15 protein-coding genes are annotated in these 21,666 nt (G+C 65.2%); 12 read left to right on the top strand and 3 right to left on the bottom strand.

Annotation, left to right across the window (positions count from 1 at the left end):
- The first annotated feature begins 14 nt into the window (after positions 1-14).
- The 7 genes from mtrA to secA all read left to right on the top strand — a co-directional run bounded on the left by mtrA (position 15) and on the right by secA (position 10,490).
- On the top strand, positions 15-689 hold the full coding sequence (mtrA, locus tag QI450_RS11310) for an MtrAB system response regulator MtrA (protein WP_226775763.1): 675 nt from the start codon (positions 15-17) through the stop codon (positions 687-689).
- A gap of 160 nt (positions 690-849) precedes the next feature.
- Positions 850-2,667, top strand: a complete 1,818-nt coding sequence (mtrB, locus tag QI450_RS11305; RefSeq protein WP_226775785.1) for an MtrAB system histidine kinase MtrB — start codon at positions 850-852, stop codon at positions 2,665-2,667.
- The gene (locus tag QI450_RS11300; RefSeq protein WP_226775764.1) at positions 2,664-4,385 is read left to right on the top strand and encodes an LpqB family beta-propeller domain-containing protein; all 1,722 of its coding nucleotides are present in this window, start codon (positions 2,664-2,666) and stop codon (positions 4,383-4,385) included. Before mtrB ends, QI450_RS11300 begins: the two co-directional genes overlap by 4 nt.
- Positions 4,386-4,473: 88 nt before the next feature.
- Positions 4,474-5,523 carry a phosphoribosyltransferase family protein gene (locus QI450_RS11295; RefSeq protein ID WP_226775765.1) on the top strand — a complete coding sequence of 350 codons (1,050 nt, stop codon included), beginning with the start codon at positions 4,474-4,476 and terminating at the stop codon, positions 5,521-5,523.
- A 143-nt stretch (positions 5,524-5,666) separates the two neighbouring features.
- Entirely contained in the window at positions 5,667-6,392 is a 726-nt protein-coding gene (gene raiA / locus QI450_RS11290) for a ribosome-associated translation inhibitor RaiA (RefSeq protein WP_226775766.1), read from the top strand.
- 32 nt (positions 6,393-6,424) lie between these two features.
- The gene (locus tag QI450_RS11285; protein WP_226775767.1) at positions 6,425-7,684 is read left to right on the top strand and encodes a crosslink repair DNA glycosylase YcaQ family protein; all 1,260 of its coding nucleotides are present in this window, start codon (positions 6,425-6,427) and stop codon (positions 7,682-7,684) included.
- A gap of 70 nt (positions 7,685-7,754) precedes the next feature.
- Positions 7,755-10,490, top strand: a complete 2,736-nt coding sequence (gene secA, locus QI450_RS11280) for a preprotein translocase subunit SecA (RefSeq protein WP_226775768.1) — start codon at positions 7,755-7,757, stop codon at positions 10,488-10,490.
- A 100-nt stretch (positions 10,491-10,590) separates the two neighbouring features.
- On the opposite strand, the gene QI450_RS11275 is transcribed toward secA, so the two are convergent.
- Together QI450_RS11275 and QI450_RS11270 are read right to left on the bottom strand one after the other, a co-directional pair.
- A complete protein-coding gene (locus QI450_RS11275; RefSeq protein ID WP_226775769.1) occupies positions 10,591-11,085 on the bottom strand; it encodes an Rv3235 family protein in 495 nt (164 codons plus the stop codon).
- Positions 11,086-11,198: 113 nt separating this feature from the next.
- Positions 11,199-12,035, bottom strand: coding sequence for a LysM peptidoglycan-binding domain-containing protein (locus QI450_RS11270; protein ID WP_226775770.1), 837 nt, complete (start codon positions 12,033-12,035; stop codon positions 11,199-11,201).
- Between the two features lie 146 nt (positions 12,036-12,181).
- Between QI450_RS11270 and QI450_RS11265 the strand changes: the two genes are divergently transcribed.
- Entirely contained in the window at positions 12,182-12,781 is a 600-nt protein-coding gene (locus tag QI450_RS11265) for a hypothetical protein (protein ID WP_226775771.1), read from the top strand.
- 34 nt (positions 12,782-12,815) lie between these two features.
- On the opposite strand, the gene QI450_RS11260 is transcribed toward QI450_RS11265, so the two are convergent.
- The gene (locus tag QI450_RS11260) at positions 12,816-13,031 is read right to left on the bottom strand and encodes a helix-turn-helix domain-containing protein (RefSeq protein WP_226775772.1); all 216 of its coding nucleotides are present in this window, start codon (positions 13,029-13,031) and stop codon (positions 12,816-12,818) included.
- A 148-nt stretch (positions 13,032-13,179) separates the two neighbouring features.
- Between QI450_RS11260 and QI450_RS11255 the strand changes: the two genes are divergently transcribed.
- From QI450_RS11255 to QI450_RS11240, 4 genes are read left to right on the top strand one after another with little or no spacing between them, the layout of a single operon-like run.
- Positions 13,180-13,824, top strand: a complete 645-nt coding sequence (locus QI450_RS11255) for a hypothetical protein (RefSeq protein WP_226775773.1) — start codon at positions 13,180-13,182, stop codon at positions 13,822-13,824.
- Positions 13,821-15,134: a P-loop NTPase gene (locus QI450_RS11250; protein ID WP_226775774.1), complete on the top strand. Its 1,314-nt coding sequence runs from the start codon at positions 13,821-13,823 to the stop codon at positions 15,132-15,134. The genes QI450_RS11255 and QI450_RS11250 overlap by 4 nt, the downstream gene beginning before the upstream one ends.
- Positions 15,135-15,193: 59 nt before the next feature.
- On the top strand, positions 15,194-20,062 hold the full coding sequence (locus tag QI450_RS11245; RefSeq protein ID WP_226775775.1) for an NAD-glutamate dehydrogenase: 4,869 nt from the start codon (positions 15,194-15,196) through the stop codon (positions 20,060-20,062).
- 31 nt (positions 20,063-20,093) lie between these two features.
- Entirely contained in the window at positions 20,094-21,563 is a 1,470-nt protein-coding gene (locus tag QI450_RS11240) for a PAS domain-containing sensor histidine kinase (RefSeq protein ID WP_226775776.1), read from the top strand.
- Positions 21,564-21,666 lie beyond the last annotated feature (103 nt).

The following is a 21,666-nucleotide window of genomic DNA, read 5'->3' as shown; positions in this document are numbered from 1 at the left end:
GGGAATATATACATATGAAGGCACGCATTCTGATAGTGGACGATGACGAGGCGCTGGCCGAGATGATCGGTATTGTTCTGCGCAATGACGGGTTCGAACCCGTCTTCTGCGCCGACGGCGGGCAGGCGCTCGAAGTCTTCCGCTCGTCCAAGCCCGACCTTGTGCTGTTGGACCTTATGCTTCCGGGCATCGACGGCATTGAAGTCTGCCGGCAGATCCGTGCCGAATCCGATGTTCCAATCGTGATGCTTACTGCCAAGGCGGATACGTCCGATGTGGTCCGCGGGCTTGAGTCCGGTGCCGACGACTATGTCCCGAAGCCCTTCAAGCCGGCCGAGCTGGTCGCCCGGGTCCGGGCAAGGCTCCGGCCCGGCGACCAGAAGGCGCCGGAGACGCTGCACATCGCCGACGTCACTATCGACGTCGCAGGCCACCTCGTGAGCCGCGGGGCCGAGCGCATCTCGCTGACACCGCTGGAATTTGACCTGCTGGTCGCACTGGCGCGCAAACCCTGGCAGGTTTTCACCCGGGAACTGCTCCTGGAACAGGTCTGGGGCTACCGGCATGCTGCGGACACGCGTCTGGTCAACGTCCACGTCCAGCGGCTCAGGTCAAAAATAGAACGTGACCCGGAAGCCCCCGAAGTTGTATTGACGGTCCGTGGTGTCGGCTACAAAGCAGGTTCCTGAGCCACCGGAGGGCCTCGCCGGAGCGGCTCCGGTGAGCACCTCGCCGGAGCCGTCCGGCGCCGTGGGACCAGGTACTGCGGCTCCCGCGGCCCCGGCCGCCGCGCACGCGGACGGTCCCGCCATCCGCTGGCAGGCCCTGCGGTTCCGGACCCGGCTTTGGATGAAGCGGTCCCGGATCGTGGGCGTGCGGGTGGCCAGGCTGGTCGGCACCGGCTCTTCCCGCCTGCTTCCGGGTATCCGCTATCTGCTCCGGTCCCTGCACCGCAAATGGCGTCGTTCCATGCAGTTCCGGACCGTCCTGACGACACTGATGCTCGCAATCGCATCATTCGCAGTCGTCGGGGCCTATTTGTCCAACCAGATCGCCAATAATCTCTTCCAGGAACGGCTGGCCCAGGCCGAGTCGGAGACACGCTACAACGTCAAGCAGGTCCAGGACACCTTCGACGGCGCCCAGGTCACCGACCAGTCCAGTGTTATCACCCTCGTTTATGACACCTTGAACGCCGTCGAGGGACGCGGTTCCGTGATCCAGCGGCGCTACGTCTTCGAAGCCATGCCGGAGCAGACCAAACCGCGCAACCGCTGGGTCGAATCGAGGGCCTCGGACCAGCTCACCATCAGCGTCATTCCGACCGAGCTGCGCAAGGCGGTGCAGGATTCCGGCAAGGAACAGTTCTGGGCTTCCACGGAATTCCCGGTGGGTACCGAGGACCGGCCCGGAATTGCAGTGGGCAACAAGGTCACCTTCAACGGCACGGTCTACGAGCTGTACCTGATTTATGACCTCAATACGGCACAAAAGACCCTCGATGAGATCCAAAACGTACTGCTGGCCGGCGGTGCCGTGCTGGCGCTGCTGATTGGTGCCGTCGCCTGGTATGTGACCCGGAACGTCGTCAGCCCGGTCAGCCATGCCGCACTGGTGTCCGAGAAACTCGCGGCCGGGCAGTTGCAGGAGCGGATGGTGGTCAAGGGCGAGGATGAGGTGGCCCGGCTTGGCGCGTCCTTTAACCACATGGCCGCCAGCCTCCAGGAGCAGATCACCCAGCTCGCCACGCTGTCGCAGATGCAGCAGCGATTCGTCTCGGATGTTTCCCACGAACTGCGCACCCCGCTGACCACGGTGCGGATGGCCGCCGAGGTGCTCTATGACGCACGCGACGACTTCGACCCCATCAACAAGCGCTCGGCGGAACTGCTTTATAACCAGGTGGAGCGCTTCCAGTCCCTGCTTGCCGACCTGCTGGAGATCTCACGCTTCGACGCGGGCGTCGCCACCCTCGATGCCGAACCGGGCGACATTGTGCAGCTGGTAGCGCATGTGATGGAAGGTGTAGCGCCGGTGGCCGCCGAGTACGGCTCCGAGGTCACCCTCAACGCGCCTGCGGGCAGCATCATCGTGGACATGGATGACCGTCGGATTGACCGGATCCTGCGCAATCTTGTGCTGAATGCCCTGGAACACAGCGAAGGCCGGCCGGTGAACATCTCGGTGGCGGCCAACGACACCGCCGTCGCTGTCGCCGTCAGGGACCACGGCATCGGTCTGTCACCGGCGGACGCGGCCCGCGTTTTCGACAGGTTCTGGCGCGCCGATCCGGCGCGGGCGCGCACCACGGGGGGCAGCGGCCTCGGGTTGTCCATTGCGGCCGAAGACGCCAAACTCCACAACGGCTGGCTGCAGGCGTGGGGACGGAAAGGGGTCGGAGCCAACTTTCGCCTCACCCTGGCCCTTCGCCAGGGCGAAACCATTGCGAAGTCGCCTCTCCAACTGGAGCCTGTCGACGTCGGGCTCCGTGGCTTGGGGAGCGAGCGGACCATGCTGCTGCTGGATCCGGTGCCCGTTACACGCGCCGATGCTCCTGCCCCGGCGGCCGGGGACGTCCCCGACGTCGGCACACCGCACATCCGCTCAGCCGACACCCGAATCGCGGACCCAGGAACCGCAGTCACCGGAATGAAGGAGGGGCCATGAACGGAGCCGCATGGAAAGGCCACCGAGCGGCGGCCGTGCTGCTGGCGCTTCTGCTGTTCCTGCTGACATCGTGTGCCCAGATCCCGCGCTCGGGCCCGGTGGGAAAGAGCACCGACGAAAGTGCAGGGAACCCCAATAATGCCCCTGTGTTCTTCCCCTCGGCCCCGCGTGAGGGGGCCGGGCCGGAGTCCGTGATCGAAGACTTCTACCTCGCCGGCAGCGGCTATGAAGACGACTACGCGGTGGCGCGCCAATACTTGACCCAGGCGTCCTCAGTGACTTGGAAGCCGGACCAGCGGGTGCTTGTGTTCCGTTCCGCCCGTGTTGTCCCGACCGCTGTCGAGAACGTCTTCAACTACGAACTTGACGTGTCCTACTCCGTCGACGCGGACGGAGTCGCGACCCGGCTGCCGGAGGGAACCAAGGAGAACATTCCCGCTACGCTGACCAAGGTTGACGGTGAATGGCGGATTGCGGAGCTCCCGGACGGTACGGCGATTCCGGAAGAGACGTTCAAAGTAATCTATGGCGCCTATCCGATCTATTTCTATGACCCGACGTTCACCTACGCGGTGCCGGATGTCCGGTGGTTCATCCGGAAGAAGACCGTCAAGGCCATGACAAGTGCCCTCCTCGCGGGTCCGGCCCCGTATCTCAAGGGGGCCGTGGTCAGCGCCTTCCCGTCCGGCATCAAGCTGGCCCGCGAGTCCGTGCCGGTCGTCTCCGGTGCCGCCCAGGTAGACCTTTCGGCGAAGGACCTTGTGGAGGCTTCCAACGAGGACCGGCTGCGGATGCAGACCCAGCTTTCGCTGACGTTCCGCAGCCAGCCCGATGTCATCAACGTCGAGCTCCGCGCCAACCAGGACCTGGTTCGCGTAGACGACAACGGTTCGGTTGTCCCGCCGATCCGGGACAAGAACGTACCGGGCCGCCAGATCGCCGTGAGCGAGAACGACCTGGTCCGGTACGAGAACAACAGGATCTCGCCGCTTCCCGGCATCCAGTCTGTATCGGCGCTGGCGCCGCGGGCCCCGGCGGAGTCGCCCGTGTCGCAGACCGCGGCCTTCCTCAACGCGGGGCGCGGGACGCTGTACTCCATCGTGCCGGGACAGCCCGCCAGGGCGCTCGCTACCCGCGCTACGCTGACCCGCCCGTCCTTTGACCGGTACGACTGGGTCTGGACGGCCGGGCCGGGGGCCAACGGCGCCACCGAAATGGTCGCCCACCGGCCAGTCGGCGTCGCCGAAGGAGCCAGCGTCCCCGCGGTCACCCTGGCGCCGGCATGGCTCGCCGGGCGGTCCGTCAAGGAGTTCAGGGTTTCCCGCGAGGGCACCCGCGCCCTCATTCTCACGCAGCAGAACGGCAAGACCAAAGTTCAGATCGCCGGTATCGTCCGGGCCGCGGACGGTACCCCAAAGGAACTGACCGTGCCGACCACCCTGCTGGCGACGAATGATCCGGATCAGGGCGTGTGGGTGGATGACACGACGGTCGCCGTGATGAAGGGCTCCACCAGCGGATCCGTCACTCCCGAGCTGCTCTCACTCACCGCGTCCGAGCCGCAGCCGCTCGCGCCGTGGCCTGGGCTCACCGCACTCAGCGCCGGGAACGGCAGCGAGGAAATCTATGCCCAGTCCGGGGAAGGGATCTTCCAGCGGCTCGGTAACGGCTGGGCCCCCCAGCTGAAGGGGCCGATCGATCCGTCCTATCCGGGTTAGCGGCCGCACCTGACGGGACCGCCGGCGGTTCCGCACATAGCTGAGTCAAGGACTGCCGACGGGCGCTGCGGGGGCGCACAGTTGGGGGATGGGCACATCCAGGGAATCCCGAGGCCGCCGCGGGGCAAGGGCGGCAGCTGGGCACGACGGCAGCGCCGGCGCTGAGCCGCACACAGGTGCACACAGCGCAGCCGGAGCCGCACGGCGGACCCAACGCGCAGTCGACCCCGACCTGGTTGCTACCGCAGCTTCTGCGGCGAGACACCGCGGCGCCTACCGCCTGCCGCTGGCACGGCTGGCGGCGGGGGCCGCCGCCGCTGCCGCCGAAGTCCTGGCACTCGTGGCCCCGGTGGAGTGTGTCTGTTGCGGGGCCGAAGACATGGCGCTCTGCGGCGGCTGCGAACGGCAGGTCCGGCTGTTGATGCGCCAACCATTCCGGGCAGAAGCGCAGGCCCCGGCACTGATGGACGTCGACGGCGCCGTGATCCTTCCGGTGGTGGCTGCCGGCGCCTACCGCGCGGAGTTGGCGCAGACCGTGCTGTCGTTCAAGAGCTACGGGCAGCGGCAGCTCGCCGAGGTATTGTCCAAAGGCCTGGCCCGGGCCATCCGCGACGCCGCCGGGGAGTCCCAGGGACTGCTCCTTGTACCCGTCCCGACCAGCAGCAGCGCCTACCGGAAGCGCGGCTTCAGCCCGATCCACGTGCTGCTCCGCAGGGTGGGAAAGCCAAGGAAACCGGGAGCCGGGCAGCACCCGGGATTCACCATCGTCCACGCACTCCGGAAGACGAGGCCGCCGTTCCCGGCGTGCGGGCAGTCATCAGGTGGGCAGGGCGGCCAGAAGGGACTGGGGCGCGGGGACAGGGTGCAGCGGGTGCAGGGAACCATGCGGGTTCGCCGCTGGCCGTTCAATCCCGAGGTGGACGGCCGGGCGTGCATCATCGTTGACGACGTGCTCACCACCGGGGCCACGTTGGCCGAGGCCAACCGGGCGTTGCATGCGGCCGGTGCGGTGGTGCGGGGCGCCGTAGTCCTCGCCGCGACACGCCCGCCGGTCACATTGGGCTTCCCCGGTCCGGACGGCGCCGTAGCAGGGAAACGGCCCGTCAACGAAAAAAATAAACCAAAAAAGGATGAATAAGAGGGGTGTATGAACTAACGTCGAAGATGGGTACCAAGAACAGATGTACCTGTCGATGGCGGCTCGGAAAGGGGCTCGACTGTCAGTCAGATCAGCCTCGGGAAGTGCCGTCGTCGTGTCACCGAAGTCATTTGGAGGGCACCATGGAGTTCATGATCAGCGGACGTAATTTGACGGTCTCGGACCGGTTCCGCGAATACGCTGACGAGAAGATCTCGAAGATCGCGTCGCTCGGGGACAAGGTCCAGAGGGTGGACGCGAAGGTTTCCAAGGAGACCAAGGCCCGGCAGACGGACGAGATGCTCACGGTTGAGCTGACCGTCCTGGGTCGTGGCCCCGTGATTCGTGCCGAAGCCAGCGCCGCCGACAAATTCGCCGCGTTCGATCTCGCCTATAACAAGCTTCTGGAGCGCCTGCGCCGGGCGAAGGACCGCAAGAAGGTCCACCACGGCCGGCACACCCCCAAGTCCGTGACCGAGGCGACGGCGTCGCTTGAGCCCGCGAGCACCAGCGAGCCCCTCTACGAAGAGGCGAGCCACTGGCAGGAGTCGAAGCCGGCCCCCGATGAGAAATCGCCGTACGAGGTCGAAAACGATATCCCCGCCGGCGACTCACCCGTGCTGATCCGTCGTAAGGTCTTTCCCGCGGCGTCCCTCACGCTCGACGACGCCGTCGACAACATGGAGCTTGTCGGTCACGACTTCTACCTCTTCGTGGACAAGGAGACCAAGGCTCCGTCCGTCGTCTACCGCCGTGAGGGCTGGACCTACGGCGTGATCTCCCTTGACCAGACCTGCGAGCCGGGGCAAGCCCCGCTGGAAGAAAAGATCATCGCCTACCGCTCCGAGGATGAGCCGGCCAGCGCATAATCTGGAGCTGACCGTTCAACGAAGGGACTGACGTGCCGGAAGCGCTGAGCCTCACGCAGGCGCGGCGGATCGCACTGGCAGCCCAGGGATTGGACAAGGTACGGCCCGCCGGACCCGTGAGTTCACGGGCGGTGGGCCGTACTTTTGCCCGCCTCCAGCTTGTCCAGATCGACTCCGTGAATGTGTTGTCCCGGAGCCACTACCTGCCGTTCTTCTCCCGCCTGGGGAACTACGACCGCGCCATCCTTCAGCGAATGGCGGGGACCCATCCGCGCCGGATGATGGAGTACTGGGCCCACGAGGCCAGTTTCATCCGGCCCGACCATTTCCAGGACCTGGTCCTGTGGCAAAGCCGGAAATGGGTGGGGGCGCATTCCATGGACCCCCAGCTGCGCAACGGGGTCGCGTCCCGGGTGCTGGAGGCGCTGGCGGACGGCAGGCCGATGACCGCCGCCGAACTCACCGCACGCCTGGGCCACGTGGAGGCCCGACAGCGGGACAACTGGGGCTGGAACTGGAACGCCGTCAAAATGGTCCTCGAACACCTGTTTGAGGCGGGCATCATTTCGGCTGCGTCACGCACGGAATCGTTCGAGCGGCGCTACACCCTTACCGCCAGGGTCCTGCCTGAACGGCCCACACCGCCGTCAAGCCTCCCGACCACCGACTCATCCCGGGCCGCTGCGCTGGTGCGTCTGATCGATGCGGCCGCCCGTGCCCACGGGATCGGCACACTGCGGTGCTTTGCCGATTACTTCCGGACGCCCCTGCGTGCATCGGCCCTGGCCGTGGACCACCTGGTCCGCGCCGGCAGCCTGCTGCCTGTCACCGTGACCGGCTGGAATAAGCCCGTCTACCGGCATATCGAGGCAAAACTGCCCCGCACGGCCACCGGCCGTGCGCTGCTGAGCCCTTTCGACTCGCTGGTCTTTGAGCGGCGCCGGCTGGAGGCCCTGTTCGGCTTCCACTACCGCATCGAGATCTACACTCCGGAACCGAAGCGCCGCTACGGCTACTATGTGCTGCCGTTCCTGCTGCGGGACGGGATCGTGGCCCGCGTCGACCTCAAAGCCGATCGATCCAACGGCATCCTGCTGGCGAGGGCGGCCCACGCCGAACCCGACGCTCCGTCCGACACCGCCGTCGAACTCGCCGCTGAACTGCGGCTCATGGCAGAGTGGTTGGAACTGGACCGGATAGTTGTTTCCCAGAAAGGGGACCTGGCAGCGGCGCTGGCAGCAGCAGTGTCCGAGGCAGGGAGCGGGCTATCCGCTAAGAGGGGACAGGCGTAACCGGCCCTGCGTCTCTCCCGTAGACTAAATACGCCAGAATTCGGCAGCTTGAGACTGGGAGCAACTTCACGTGGCATCACTTATCGAAAAACTTCTCCGCACGGGTGACAAAAAAACCCTGAGGCAACTGCGGAACTATGCCGATTCCATTAATGCCCTGGAAAGCTCCTTCCAGACCTTCAGCGACGCTGAATTGCGCGAAGAGACGGACCGTCTGCGCGCGCGCCACGGTGATGGCGAGATATTGGACGATCTGCTGCCCGAGGCCTTTGCTGCCGTTCGCGAAGCCTCCTCACGAACCCTTGGCATGCGCCATTTCGACGTCCAGCTGATGGGTGGCGCCGCCCTGCACCTGGGCAACATTGCCGAAATGAAAACCGGTGAAGGCAAGACCCTCGTGGCCACCGCTCCGGCCTACCTGAACGCCCTCACCGGCAACGGTGTGCATGTCATCACGGTGAACGACTACCTGGCTGAGTACCAGTCTGATCTGATGGGGCGGGTGTTTCGGTTCCTCGGCCTGAGCAGCGGCTGCATCCTGTCAAACCAGGATCCTGCCGTACGCCGCCAGCAATACTCTGCGGATATCACTTACGGCACCAACAACGAATTCGGGTTCGACTACTTGCGCGACAACATGGCGTGGGACCAATCCGAACTGGTCCAGCGCGGCCACCACTTTGCCATAGTCGATGAGGTGGACTCCATCCTCATCGATGAGGCCCGGACCCCGCTCATCATCTCCGGGCCGGCCCAGGGTGACACCAACCGCTGGTACAGCGAGTTCGCTAAGGTCGTCACCCGGCTTCAGTCCGAGGAGGACTACGAAGTCGACGAGAAGAAGCGCACCGTCGGTGTGCTCGAGGCCGGCATCGAGAAGGTCGAGGACTACCTCGGTATCCACAACCTGTACGAGTCCGCCAACACCCCGCTGATCGGCTTCCTGAACAACGCCATCAAGGCCAAGGAACTGTTCAAGCGGGACAAGGACTACGTCATCCTGGACGGTGAAGTGCTGATCGTGGACGAGCACACCGGCCGCATCCTCGCCGGCCGGCGTTACAACGAGGGTATGCACCAGGCGATTGAGGCCAAAGAAGGCGTCGAGATCAAGGCCGAGAACCAGACTCTCGCCACGGTTACGCTGCAGAACTATTTCCGCATGTACAACAAGCTCGCGGGCATGACCGGCACCGCCGAAACTGAAGCCGCCGAGTTTATGAGCACCTACAAGCTCGGCGTTGTTGCGATCCCCACCAACCGGGACATGCAGCGCATCGACCAGGCGGACCTGGTCTACAAGAACGAGGCGGTTAAGTTCGACGCCGTCGTCAAGGACATCGCTGAACGACACGAGCAGGGCCAGCCGGTCCTCGTTGGCACCACAAGCGTCGAGAAGAGTGAATACCTCTCCCGGCTCCTTGCCAAGGAGGGTGTCCGCCACGAGGTCCTGAACGCCAAGAACCACGCCCGGGAGGCCGCGATCGTCGCCCAGGCAGGCCGCAAGGGGGCGGTTACGGTTGCGACCAACATGGCCGGCCGAGGTACCGACATCATGCTCGGCGGCAACGCCGAGTTCACCGCCGTCGCCGAACTGGCTCAGCGCGGGCTCGACCCGGAGGAGAACTCCGAAGAATACGAGGCCGCCTGGCCGGCCGCTTTCGAGGCTGCCAAACAGGCCGTCAAGGACGAGCACGCGGAAGTCCTCAACTTTGGCGGCCTTTATGTGCTGGGCACCGAACGGCACGAATCGCGCCGGATCGACAACCAGCTCCGCGGCCGTTCCGGCCGCCAGGGCGACCCGGGCGAGTCCCGCTTCTACCTGTCGCTGACCGATGACCTGATGCGTCTGTTCAACTCCGGCGCCGCGGAACGCCTGATGAGCAGCTCGGTGCCTGACGACGTCGCACTCGAATCCAAGCTCGTCTCTCGTGCGATCGCCTCTGCCCAGGGCCAGGTGGAGGGCCGCAACGCCGAACAGCGAAAGAACGTCCTGAAGTACGACGACGTGCTGAACCGCCAGCGTGAGGCCATCTATGGTGATCGCCGGCGCATTCTCGAGGGGGACGACCTCCACGAGAAGGTCCAGTTCTTCCTGGAAGATACGATCAATGCCTTCATCGAGCAAGCCACGGCAGAGGGTACCGGCGACGACTGGGACTTCAACCTTCTCTGGTCCAACCTCAAAACCCTGTACCCGGTCAGCGTTACGCCGCGCGAGGTCATTGACGAGGCCGGTGGAAAGCCGCGGATCACGGTGGAGTTCCTGAAGGAGGAGATCCTCTCCGACGCACGTCTGGTTTACCAGGCACGCGAAGAGGCTATCGGCCAGACGAGCATGCGCGAACTTGAGCGCCGGGTCGTCCTTTCGGTGATCGGCCGAAAATGGCAGGAACACCTCTACGAGATGGACTACCTCAAGGAAGGCATTGGGCTGCGCGCCATGGCCCAGCGCGATCCTCTGGTGGAATACCAGCGCGAGGGCTTTATTATGTTCCAGGCCATGATGGAGGCCATCCGCGAGGAAAGCGTGGGGTTCCTGTTCAACCTTGAGGTTGAGGTGACCCCTGCCGAGGACGTCGTAGTTGCGGACGACGCCGGGCAGCACACCGAACATCACGAGCCGCAGATTCGTGCTGCCGGGCTGGAAGCCCCTGAAAAGCCGGCGCAGCTGCAGTACACGGCCCCGGGTGAGGACGGTTCGGCCCAGACCCGGGTGGAGGCCAAGTCCTCCGGCCGCTCGGGGAACCCAGCCAAGGCTGCCCAGGATGCCCAGCGTCGCGCCAACAAGAAGAGGAAGCGCTAGCTGAACGGCTGCGGCTTAGCCGGCCGCAGCTGGGTTCTCCTCCTTCCGCCGGGTCCATTAGGAAGCCTGGCCGGTGATAACTGGCCTTGTGCCTCGGCAATCAGCCGATTTCCAGCACAGTGACCCGCCAGGCAAGCCTGTTGCGCTCCAGCCTCAGCGCGACCGCGCGCACCCGCGATTCCTCGACCACAACGGCACTGGCCTCGTAGATGTCCGCAGTCACCCGGCAGGCCCGGACGGAGTGGACGGACGGATTACGGTGCAGCCGTCCGGCGGTTGGCGACGCCCCGCACGGCATCCGCCGCGTCAACGCGGCCCGGTGTTGCAGGGCCGCCAGACAGCGGTCGTCGAGCCGCCTTGCCAACTGCTGCACCGCACGGGCACCGGCCAGCACCTCGATGGCGGCCTGAACCGTGCTGCGTGAAATAGCACAGATCTGCTGGTCCTCGTCGGGCATTGGCAGCAGCGGTGCTGCCGGAATGCAGGGCCCGGCCGGCAGGGGTGCCGGTGCCGCACCGTCGGGAACCAGTCGAAGTGGCGGGGCTAGGGATCGGTTGGGTTCCGCTGCGGCACGGAGGCTGCTGGTGGCGTTCATGGTGCTTCCTTTCTGAGGGTTTTCAATTGGCGCAATGCGATGACGGGGATGTTCCCAGCTGGGATTTCTATGGGCCGTAGACCGGACGGATCGGGGACTGGGCCCGGGCACACTCAGAATCCGGGGGGCAGCCTGAGCACCTGGCCAGGCCGCAACAGATCCGGGTTACCCCCGATGATGCCTCTGTTGGCCTGATAGATCCTTGGCCATTCCAGGGCAATGTCGACGTCGGAGGCGCAGGCTCCCAGACGGCCGGCCGCCACGGTCCACAGCGAATCACCGGGCCTGACTGTCACTTCAGTCGTGTGGTCCGCTGCTTGCTCCCGACGCATCGGGCGCTCCGCCAGCGGTCCCGGGTCGACAACCGGACTCAACGGTTGCCATTGCGGAATTTCGACAGCCGGGGTTTGCGCCGGATTTCCGGGCGTTGCCTCCGGCGCTGGCCGCGCCGTGTACGTTGCTGGCGGAGCTCCTGTCGCGTCCGCAACCGCCGTCGGGATCCACGCTGCGGACGCAGCTGGTGTGGCCGCAGGTGAGGCAGCGGGGCCGGGGAACGCCGGTGGAACGGCGGCTGTGGCCAGCGGTGCGGTGAGCAGCTGGAGTCCGACGGCAGCCAAGGCGAGCCGGCGCATAAAACCCGGGGCAAATCTGCCGGCGGCTGAGGCGGCGCGGACCTTTCCGCCGCGTTCGAGGAGGGCTGCCGCCACAGCAATGACAAGTGACATGGCCCACCAGAGGATCACCACCAGGCCTGCCGTGTTCGCAGCGGCACCAAGCTGGTCTTCAAACCCGAAGGACGCGTGATGTGCGGAGGAGACCCGCCAGCGCTGGACCATAGCGCCTCCTGTCGCGGCGAGTAGGAAGCCCAGCAGCAAAATGGCTGCCGCCATCACCACGTCGGCGCGCAGCGCATGGTGCGGGCTGGATGTCGGAACGTCTGCTGCGGCCATGGTCTGCTGCCCTGTCTTCCTTTGATGCCGTTTGATGCTGTTTGATGTTGTTTAGCTAAGTTTGGATGCGAATAGAGACGTTTGTCTAGGGCTAATTTTCCGGAGTGTGGTTGACCGCTGGCGTGGGCCGTGCGTACCCTGACGCCATGCGCTGGGATTCCCTCTTTGAGGATCTGGAGACCCAAATGGCCGCCGGCGTGCGGCTGGATCTCGACGCGGAAATTATGGAGCGGACGAGGGCGGAAGCGGCAGCCGTGGAGCTCGGTGACCGGCTTCGGGGCTCGCTGGGGCTACAAATACGGGTTCAGCTCGCCTCCGGAACAACGTTCGAGGGAACGTTGATCCACGCGGGAAGTCAGGCGCTCGTGCTGGCTGAACCACAGCATCAAGTGCTGATTCCCTATGACTCGGCGCTTAGCTACCTCGGGCTTGCGCGGTTCGCAGTGCCTGAGCCGTCCAAGGTCCGGCAAAGACTTGGATTGGCCAGCGCCCTGCGCGGCCTGGCTCGGGACCGCGCAGCCCTTGCTGTCCTGCTGACCGGAGGGTCAGCAGGCGAAACGACTCTCCACGGGGTGATCGACAGGGTCGGCCGCGACCACTTCGACCTGGCGGTGACCGCGGAGGGCGAGGACCGCCGGGCGGCCAATGTCCGGCAGTTGGCGACGATTCCCTTCGGCGCCCTCGCCGGAATCAGGTCCGCCCGGTCTCCGGATGACGAGCCGCGCGGCTACCCGGCAGCACGGTGAATCGAGCGTGGCTGCGACGCCGGGATTCCCCGGCTCAGCGGTTCTTGGACTTTGCTTGTTCGATCATCCGGCCGGCTTCCGCGTAGCGCTCCTCGATGTACTGCTCGAGCATCTTCTCCTCTACACGCCACTGGCCCCGTCCGCCCACCTGAATTGCCTTAAGCTCCCCGCTGCGCACGAGCGAGTACGCAGCCGCGGCGTTGATCTGGAGCTGCTCTGCGACGTCGGCAAGGGTCAGGAATCGGGGCATGACCCCATTTTGCCATCGATGTCCCGTTCCAGGGCCGTTATCCACAGTTTGCACTTCTTTGCTTCTGCATCTTCCCGTGAGCGCACCAAGGGGCAACAATAATGATGGCCGGGCCGTCACCGGCGGCGATGACGGGGGGAGCGGGCGCATGAGTGCAAGCACGGCAGCCGGTGGTGCGCGGCTGAAGAAGCCGTCCTGGAAAGACCCCAGGCTGATCATTGGCATCCTGCTGGTGCTGGCCTCAGTGGCGGGTGTGATCACAGTGGTGGGAGCCGCGGACCAAACCGCCGAGGCCTACACCGCGCGGGAAGCGATCGCCGTCGGCGAAACTCTGAGCGCTGACAAGCTGGACCGCGTCAGGGTCCGCCTGGGCGAGGTCGAACAGCACTATCTCACGCCCGCGACCGGCGTGCCGGACGGGCTGGTCGCCGTACAGCGGATCGGCAAGGACCAATTGCTGCCGCGCGGCAGTTTCGGGAGGCCCGACGGACTGGACCGGAAACCGGTTGCCGTCACTGTCGAGGAGGCCCTGCCGGAACAAGCGGTTGCAGGTTCCCGGGTCGATGTTTGGGTTGCGCTGCCGGATACCAGGAATGGGTTCAGCCAGCCGGCCTTGCTGTTGCCGGGCGCAGAAATCGCCCGGATTACGCCGGGCAGCACCGCGCTGGGGTCCGCGCGGTCCACAGTGGTGATGGTGCTGGTGACCGACGGGCAGATGCCGAACCTGCTGGGGGCGCAGGCCAACAAGGCGAAAATATCCGTCGTCTGGAACCCTGGGGGAGGCAAGCGATGAGTATCCCCGTTGTTACTGTCGGGGACTCGCGGGAAGACCTGGTCGGCAGGCTGGAACGCCTCCACGGCCCGGTGTCGGTGGTCCGGCGGTGTACCGAGTTGGCCGAACTGCTGGCCGCCTGCCAGAGCGGACTTGCCCGTGCCGCAGTCGTGGCGCAGGGCAGCGAGGAGCTGACCGCATCGCTGGTCGACCGGCTGTCCGCCGTGGGGGTGGCCGTCGTGGCCCTGACCGACAGCCCGGAAGAGATGGCCCGGTTGCAGGGGATCGGGGTGGCCGCCGAACTATCGGGGGTCGGCGCCGCGGCCCTTGCCGGCCGTATCCAGTCCGCTGTCAGCCAACTCACCGGGCGGGACCCGCTGCTCCGGCAAGGTGACAGCTCTGGTCCGCCCGACGCCGGCCGGGCCCCCGAAAGCTCCGGCGGGGGCGCCGTGGACGGCGCCGAAAGATCCGGTGCGGGTCAGGTCATTGCGGTGTGGGGGCCCGCAGGATCGCCGGGTCGGACCATGCTCGCGGTCAATATGGCCGCCGAACTCGCCGCCGCCGGGAAATCCGTGCTGTTGGTCGACGCCGATAGCTATGGCGCCAGTGTCGCGGCCATGCTGGGACTGCTGGACGAAGCCGCCGGGCTCGCGCAGGCGTGCCGCCTCGCAGACCAAGGCCTGCTGAACCAGGAAGCGCTGCTCCGGATCGCGGCTCCAGTTGTAACGAAGACGGGTAGTTTCCGGGTGCTGACCGGAATCACCCGGGCCGACCGCTGGACCGAACTCCGCCCCGCGGCACTTTCCCTGGTGCTGTCCCGGGCCCGGCAGCTTGCAGAAGTCGTAGTCATCGATACCGGGTTCTGCTTGGAGAGCGACGAGGAATTGAGCTTCGATACGATGGCACCCCGCCGCAACGCCGCGACCTTGAGGAGCCTCGAACTGGCGGACATGGTGTTCGCCGTTGGAGCGGCCGACTCGATAGGTGTTCCACGGCTGGTCCGGGGCTTGGCTGAACTGGAATCCGCCGTCCCGGGTGCGTCCCCGCGTGTGGTGCTGAACAAGGTCCGGCAGTCCGCTGTGGGACGCTTCCCGGAACGGCAACTGCGCGATGCCTGGGAACGTTTCGGTCCCACGGCCCCGCTGAGTGCCTTTCTGCCGGCTGACCCGGTTGCCACTGATGCGGCGCTGCTGGCGGGATCGCTCCTGCTTGAGGCCGCCCCCGATTCTCCGCTGCGAAGGGGGATCGCCGACCTGGTTTGTGCACCTGTCCAGCGGATTAGCCGATCCTCTGTATTTTCTTCCACAGCGAAGCGTCGACTAAAAGGCTAGGCTCACCATGAGGGCCGCAACGAAGCGGCCATGAACTTTTCTGATGGAGGCGTTTGTCGATGTCGTCTGGGTCCAGCGTGGAGGATCAACCCGTTTCGATCGGTGCCGGGGCAGGCTACCTGAGGGACTACTACGAGCACCTCGCCGAAGAAGATGCCTTGGCTTATCCTGAGGCATTGCTCTCGGAACGGGCGGCGATGCACCGCCAGACGGCGGCCAAACGGCTCCCGGGCACCGCCAACATCACCATCGCCGATGAAGCTGACCGCAGTGTTGTCTACATCGTCACCGACGATATGCCGTTCCTGGTTGATTCGGTGAACGCAGAACTCGTCCGGCAGAACGCCCCCATCCGACTCGTGATTCACCCGCTGTTCGTTGTGACCCGCAACCGGGAAAGCGGCGAACTCGTCAAAGTCTCACGGGTCCCCTCGCACCTGGGCATTTCCAGCGGCGACACCGCAGCGATGCCCAACCTTTCGCACCTCATCGCCCAGGGGGATAACGCCTCCCACATGGAATCATGGATCGCCGTCGAAATTGACCCCGTGGACGAGGAAAAACGCGCAGCGCTGACAGCGGGAATCGGGCGGGTGCTCGCCGATGTCCGCGCCGCCGTCGAGGACTGGCCGAAGATGCGGAACCGGGCCCTCCAGATCGCCGACGACCTGGATACGCTCCCTGGTGACGCGCAGATCGCCGAACTCCGCCAGGCCCAGGCGCTGCTCCGCTGGCTGGATGACGGCAATTTCACCTTCCTCGGGTACCGCGAATACGACCTCACGAACGAATCCGGTGAGGACGTCCTGGAACCCCGGGAAGAAAGCGGCCTTGGGCTGCTGCGCAGCGGGGCAGAGACTCCGCACCAGATTCAGCACCTCACGGAGACGGGCCGGAAGAAGGCCCGCGAAAAGCGCGCACTTGTTATCACCAAGGCCAACTCGCGCTCCACGGTCCACCGCTCCGCCTACCTGGACTACATCGGCGTCAAGAGCTTCGATGCTGCCGGCAACGTCAACGGGGAACGCCGCTTCATCGGGCTGTTTGCCACCACTGCCTATGCGGGGTCCGTGCGTGATATCCCGGTGGTGCGCGAGAAGGTCGCCGCAGTACTTAGCGATGCCGGCTTCCCGCCGGATTCACACTCCGGCAAGGACCTCCTGGGCATCCTCGAAACGTACCCCCGCGACGAGCTTTTCCAGATCGAAATACCCGACCTGGCGGCCATTGCCACGGGCATCCAGCGATTGCAGGAACGACGCCGCACCCGGCTGTTCCTGCGGCCGGACCTCTACGGTCGCTTTATGTCCGCACTCGTGTACCTTCCGCGCGACAGGTACACCACGAACGTCCGCCTGCGCATCGAAAAGGAGCTGCGCGACACTTTCGATGCGGTCTCCATCGATTTCGAGGCGCGGATGACTGAGTCCGCGCTGGCGCGGCTCTTCTTCCGGATCAGGCTCCCGAAAAACTCTGATGTCAGCACCGTCAATAGCGACGATCTCGAAAAGAGGCTGGTCCGCGCGGCCCGTTCGTGGAGCGAAGGCATCTCCGAGGTCCTGCACACCCGCGCCGACGGGGGCCTCAAGGAGGACGGTGCCAAGGAGCTCGCCGCTGTGTGGGCCGAGGCCTTCCCGGCGAGCTACCGGGTCGACTACGAGGTGGAGGATGCCCTGGAGGACATTGCCCGCTTCGAGAAGTACGGGGCCGGAGCCCAGGACAGCGCGCACGAAGTCCAAGAACAGCCCGGCGTCCACGTCTATCTCCCTGACGGTGCCGGCGCGACCCTTGAAGAGGACGCCCGCGTCAAGCTCTACATGCTCGAGCCCAAAAGCCTGAGCCAAATCCTGCCGTATTTCCACAACCTGGGCCTGGAGGTCCTGGACGAGCGTCCGTTCGAAATCGAGACGGCGGACCACCGTGACTTCTTCCTGTATGACTTGGGCCTGAAGTACCCCGCCGGGGTTGACCCCCTGGAAACGGGGGAGTTGCTCGCGGAGGCCTTCTCTGCTGCCGTGTCCGGTGCCGTGGAATCGGACAGCTTCGACCGGCTGGTGCTGCGCGAAGGGATGCGCTGGCGCCAGGTGGTTGTCCTGCGCGCGTACGCCAAGTACATGCGGCAGATGGGCAACACCAACTCTTACGGATTCCTGGCCGATACGCTGCTGGCAAACCCCGACGTCAACCGCGGGCTCAGTGCACTGTTCGAAGCCCGTTTCGATCCTTCGTTGGGTGAGGACGAACGCCGCAGCAGGCAGGACGAGGTCATCGCCGGATTGGATGCTGCGATCGAGCGGGTCGCAACCCTCGACGCCGACCGTGTGCTGCGGACCTTCAAGAACCTGATCCAGGCGACCCTGCGGACCAACTACTACCAGAACAAGGCCCACCTGAGCTTCAAGCTGAACCCGTCAGCAATTGAAGGCCTGCCGTTCCCGACTCCCATGTTCGAGATCTGGGTCTACTCGCCCCGGGTCGAGGGCGTCCACCTGCGATTCGGCAAGGTGGCCCGCGGCGGCCTGCGCTGGTCGGACCGCCGGGAGGATTTCCGCACCGAGATCCTTGGACTGGTCAAGGCCCAAACGGTCAAAAACGCAGTGATCGTGCCCACCGGCGCCAAAGGCGGGTTCTACGCTAAACAGCTCCCCGACCCCGCGGCGGACCGCAGCGCGTGGATGGCGGAGGGCATCGCAAGCTACAAGACGTTTATCCGCGGTCTCTTGGACATCACGGACAACCTCGTGACAACAACAGCCGGCGAGCAGCTGGTGCCGCCGGCCGACGTCGTACGCCATGACGACGACGATTCCTACCTTGTTGTTGCAGCTGACAAGGGAACTGCGTCATTCTCCGACATCGCCAACGGCCTCGCCGCGGAGTACGGGTACTGGCTTGGTGACGCTTTCGCCTCCGGCGGATCGGTCGGCTACGACCACAAGGCGATGGGCATCACCGCCCGGGGTGCCTGGGAATCCGTTAAGCGGCACTTCAGCGAGCTGGACCTGGACACCCAGTCCGAGCCGTTCACGGTCGTCGGTGTCGGCGACATGTCAGGGGACGTGTTCGGCAACGGTATGCTCTTGTCGAAGCATATCCGGCTGCTCGCGGCCTTTGACCACCGGCACATTTTCCTCGATCCGACCCCGGACGAGGCCGTCTCCTTCGCCGAGCGCCAGCGTCTTTTTGAGCTGCCCCGTTCATCCTGGGACGACTACAACAAAACGCTGATCAGCGAAGGTGGCGGAGTTTTTGCCCGCCAGGCGAAGTCGATCGCGGTCTCGGCCCAGGTCCGTTCCGCACTGGGGCTTCCCGACGGGACGACCAGGCTCAGCCCGCCCGAACTGCTGCGAGCGATCCTGCTCGCCCCGGCCGACCTGCTCTATAACGGCGGGATCGGCACCTATGTCAAGGCCGCTACGGAAACCAATGCCGAGGTCGGTGACAAAGCCAACGACTCCATCCGCGTCGATGGCCGTGAACTGCGCGTGAAGGTGGTCGGTGAGGGCGGCAACCTGGGCATGACCCAGCGCGGCCGCATCGAGGCCGCCCTGCAGGGCGTCATCCTGAACAGCGATGCGATCGACAACTCTGCCGGGGTGGACTGCTCCGACCACGAGGTGAACATCAAGATCTTCGTGGACCGGATGGTTGCCGCCGGGAAGCTGGATCCTGCGGAGCGATCGGAGTTCCTGGCCTCGATGACCGACGAAGTCGGCCGGCTCGTCCTTGAGGACAATATCGACCAGAACATCCTGCTGCTCAATGACCGGATGCGGGTCTCCGAATGGAGCCCCAGCTACGAACGCCTGATGGACTGGCTGGAGAAGTCGGCCGACCTCAAGCGTGATCTGGAGGCGCTGCCGACAACGGAGACGTTGCGCGAGCGGCTCGAACAGGGCCAGGGACTGACCTCACCGGAGCTGTCCGTCCTGGCGGCCTACGCCAAAATCGAGCTTGCCTCGGCGCTCCGGGACAGCGACCTCTCCGAGGACCCGTGGTTCCGGTCAACCCTGCGTGCTTATTTCCCGAAGCAGTTGCGTGAGAGGTTCGATGCGGAGCTGGACACCCATCCGCTGCGCCGGGAAATCATCGCGACAGTGGTGGCGAACGACATGATTAACATGGGCGGCATCACCTTTGCCTTCCGTGCCATGGAAGAAACCTCCGCGTCCGAGGCCGCTGTTGCCAAGGCCTTCCTGGCCCTCCGTGAAGTCTATGAACTGGACGTTATGGTCGGGGAGCTCAATGCGTTGCCCGCTTCTTTCCCGACGGAGCACTGGAGCACCGTCCATTTGGATATCCGCAGGCTTCTGGACCGGGCCGTGCGGTGGGTCCTGAGCCAAAGCAACGGCTCCCGGCCAATTGCCGAGACCGTGGCCGAGTTCAAGCCGCTGATGGATCCGATGCGTGCGCGCCTGCTGGACTACCTGCGCGGCGGTGACCGTGACCGGGTGGCCGAATGGCTGGAGACGGCCCGCGCGTGGGGCCTGCCGGAGCAACTGGCCCATCGGTGGGCCGAACTGTTCGAAAGCTTTGTGCTGCTCGACATCGCCAAGATCGTCCACGCCAGCCCGGAACCGGTAGAGGACATCGCGCATGTCTACTACGCCCTGTTCAACCACTTCCACGCCGATTCCCTGCTTGAGCGAATCACCAAGCTGCCCCGGCGGGACCGCTGGCAGGCTCTGGCCCGGGCGGCCCTGCGCGACGACCTGTACTCGACCGTTTCGGATATGACGACGGCCGTGCTGGAGGCAACGCCGCGGGGTGTACCGGCAGAGGAGCGGCTTGTGGCCTGGGAGAACCAGAATGCGGAGCAGCTGAGCCGGGCGAAGAGCATGTTTGATGAAGTGAACGCGCTTGAGGCCGATGACATGGCTTCACTGTCGGTAGCATTGAGGCTCTTGAGGTCAATCGTTCGACGCTAGGCAGCCGCCGGCGTTCGACTATGGAGGTGCTGTGGCAATCTTTACGGACCCTATCAGGGAGCATGCTGATTTCGGGCCGGGGGATGCCGAGTGGCTCCACCTGCTCGTCGGGGACTGGCAGATGGTCGCCGACTTGGCGTTCGCTGACCTGGCGCTGTGGTTTCCGCATCCCGAGTTCGGCTACGTGGCACTGGCGCACGTCCGCCCCTCCACCACGCATACGGTGTTCCACGCCGATTTCGTGGGGGAGGGGATCCGTTCGGACCTGTTGCCCCTCGTTGAGAAGGCGTGGGAGAGCCGGACTATCGAGCGCTCCAACGAGACCAACTGGAGCAGCGATACGGCTCTTCGGGTCGAGGCCGTGCCAATGGTCCGCAACGGCCGGACCCTTGCCATCGTCACCACCCACATGGATCTCTCCAGCTCCCGCATGCCGTCGCGGCTGGAGCTGACTTACCGGCAATGCGCTTACGATCTGTTGCGGATGGGAACACTGGGGCTGTGGCCCGATTTCGCCTCGCCCACCGGTTCGCGCCGCGGGGCGCCGCGCGTTGGGGACGGTCTGATCAGGCTCGACGCCGAGGGCATCGTCCAGTACGCGAGCCCCAACGGGGTGTCCGCATTCCGACGGCTGGGAGACGGCGAGTCACTTGAGGGCAGGAGCCTGGCCGAGGTAACCGCAGGTTTGCTGAAGGACCGTCGTCTGGTGGATGAAACCCTTCCGCTGGTCGTCACAGGGCGTATGCCGTGGCGCAGTGAAATCGAGTCCCGCGGGGTCAGTCTGTCCTTGCGGGCGATTCCGCTGCGGGATGAACAGCGGCGCTTCGGCGCCCTCGTGCTCTGCCGCGACGTCAGCGAACTGCGGCGCCGCGAGATGGAGCTCGTGACGAAAGACGCCACGATTCGGGAGATCCACCACCGGGTGAAGAACAACCTGCAGACCGTTGCCGCGCTGCTGCGGATGCAGTCGCGGCGCATGGTCAGCGATGAGGCAAAGCAGGGGCTTGAGCAGGCGATGCGGCGAGTGGCCACGATCGCCCTCGTGCATGAGACGCTGTCCCAGGGCCTGACCCAGAGCGTCGACTTCGACGAACTTATCGGACGCCAGTTCAGGCTCTCGGCTGAGGTGGCGTCGCCGTCGCAGCAGGTGAAGACAGCACGCTCGGGACTGTTTGGTGAGCTGCCGAGCGACTTTGCGACGCCGCTGGCCTTAGTGATCAACGAGTTGGTGACCAACGCCGTTGAACATGGGCTGGAGGGCAGGACCGGAACGGTCTGGCTAATGGCGGACCGCTCCGAGGGCGAGGACGGCGAGGAGCTGCTCACCGTCACGGTAGCGGACGACGGCGTCGGCATCCCCGCTACACCCTATGTGGAGGGCCTCGGTCTGCAGATCGTCCGTACCCTGGTGACGAGCGAACTGGGCGGCAGTATCCAGTGGAAGGCCCGTGACAGCGGCGGGACGGCAGTCGAGATCGTCTTGAGTCTGGCCACGTCCTAGCCCGTCGGCCAGAGCGGACGCCGGGGGCGGGACCATGGCGGTTAACGAGCAATGGCCGCAGACGTGAGTCTGCGGCCATTTCTTGTTCCTGCCTGTAAAGGCT

Source organism: Arthrobacter sp. EM1 (genome assembly GCF_029964055.1).
Classification (GTDB): Bacteria; Actinomycetota; Actinomycetes; order Actinomycetales; family Micrococcaceae; genus Arthrobacter.
Note: the sequence above shows the minus strand (reverse complement) of the source record. Positions and strands in the feature narration are given on the sequence as shown.

Bases quoted from the DNA above. Each gene is read 5' to 3' on its own strand.
- QI450_RS11295 (WP_226775765.1), top strand. From the start codon at position 4,474: ATGGGCACATCCAGGGAATCCCGAGGCCGCCGCGGGGCAAGGGCGGCA.
- raiA (WP_226775766.1), top strand. From the start codon at position 5,667: ATGGAGTTCATGATCAGCGGACGTAATTTGACGGTCTCGGACCGGTTC.
- QI450_RS11245 (WP_226775775.1), top strand. From the start codon at position 15,194: ATGTCGTCTGGGTCCAGCGTGGAGGATCAACCCGTTTCGATCGGTGCC.
- mtrB (WP_226775785.1), top strand. From the start codon at position 850: ATGAAGCGGTCCCGGATCGTGGGCGTGCGGGTGGCCAGGCTGGTCGGC.
- QI450_RS11275 (WP_226775769.1), bottom strand. From the start codon at position 11,085: ATGAACGCCACCAGCAGCCTCCGTGCCGCAGCGGAACCCAACCGATCC.
- QI450_RS11270 (WP_226775770.1), bottom strand. From the start codon at position 12,035: ATGGCCGCAGCAGACGTTCCGACATCCAGCCCGCACCATGCGCTGCGC.
- QI450_RS11250 (WP_226775774.1), top strand. From the start codon at position 13,821: ATGAGTATCCCCGTTGTTACTGTCGGGGACTCGCGGGAAGACCTGGTC.
- QI450_RS11300 (WP_226775764.1), top strand. From the start codon at position 2,664: ATGAACGGAGCCGCATGGAAAGGCCACCGAGCGGCGGCCGTGCTGCTG.
- QI450_RS11255 (WP_226775773.1), top strand. From the start codon at position 13,180: ATGAGTGCAAGCACGGCAGCCGGTGGTGCGCGGCTGAAGAAGCCGTCC.
- mtrA (WP_226775763.1), top strand. From the start codon at position 15: ATGAAGGCACGCATTCTGATAGTGGACGATGACGAGGCGCTGGCCGAG.
- QI450_RS11265 (WP_226775771.1), top strand. From the start codon at position 12,182: ATGCGCTGGGATTCCCTCTTTGAGGATCTGGAGACCCAAATGGCCGCC.
- QI450_RS11260 (WP_226775772.1), bottom strand. From the start codon at position 13,031: ATGCCCCGATTCCTGACCCTTGCCGACGTCGCAGAGCAGCTCCAGATC.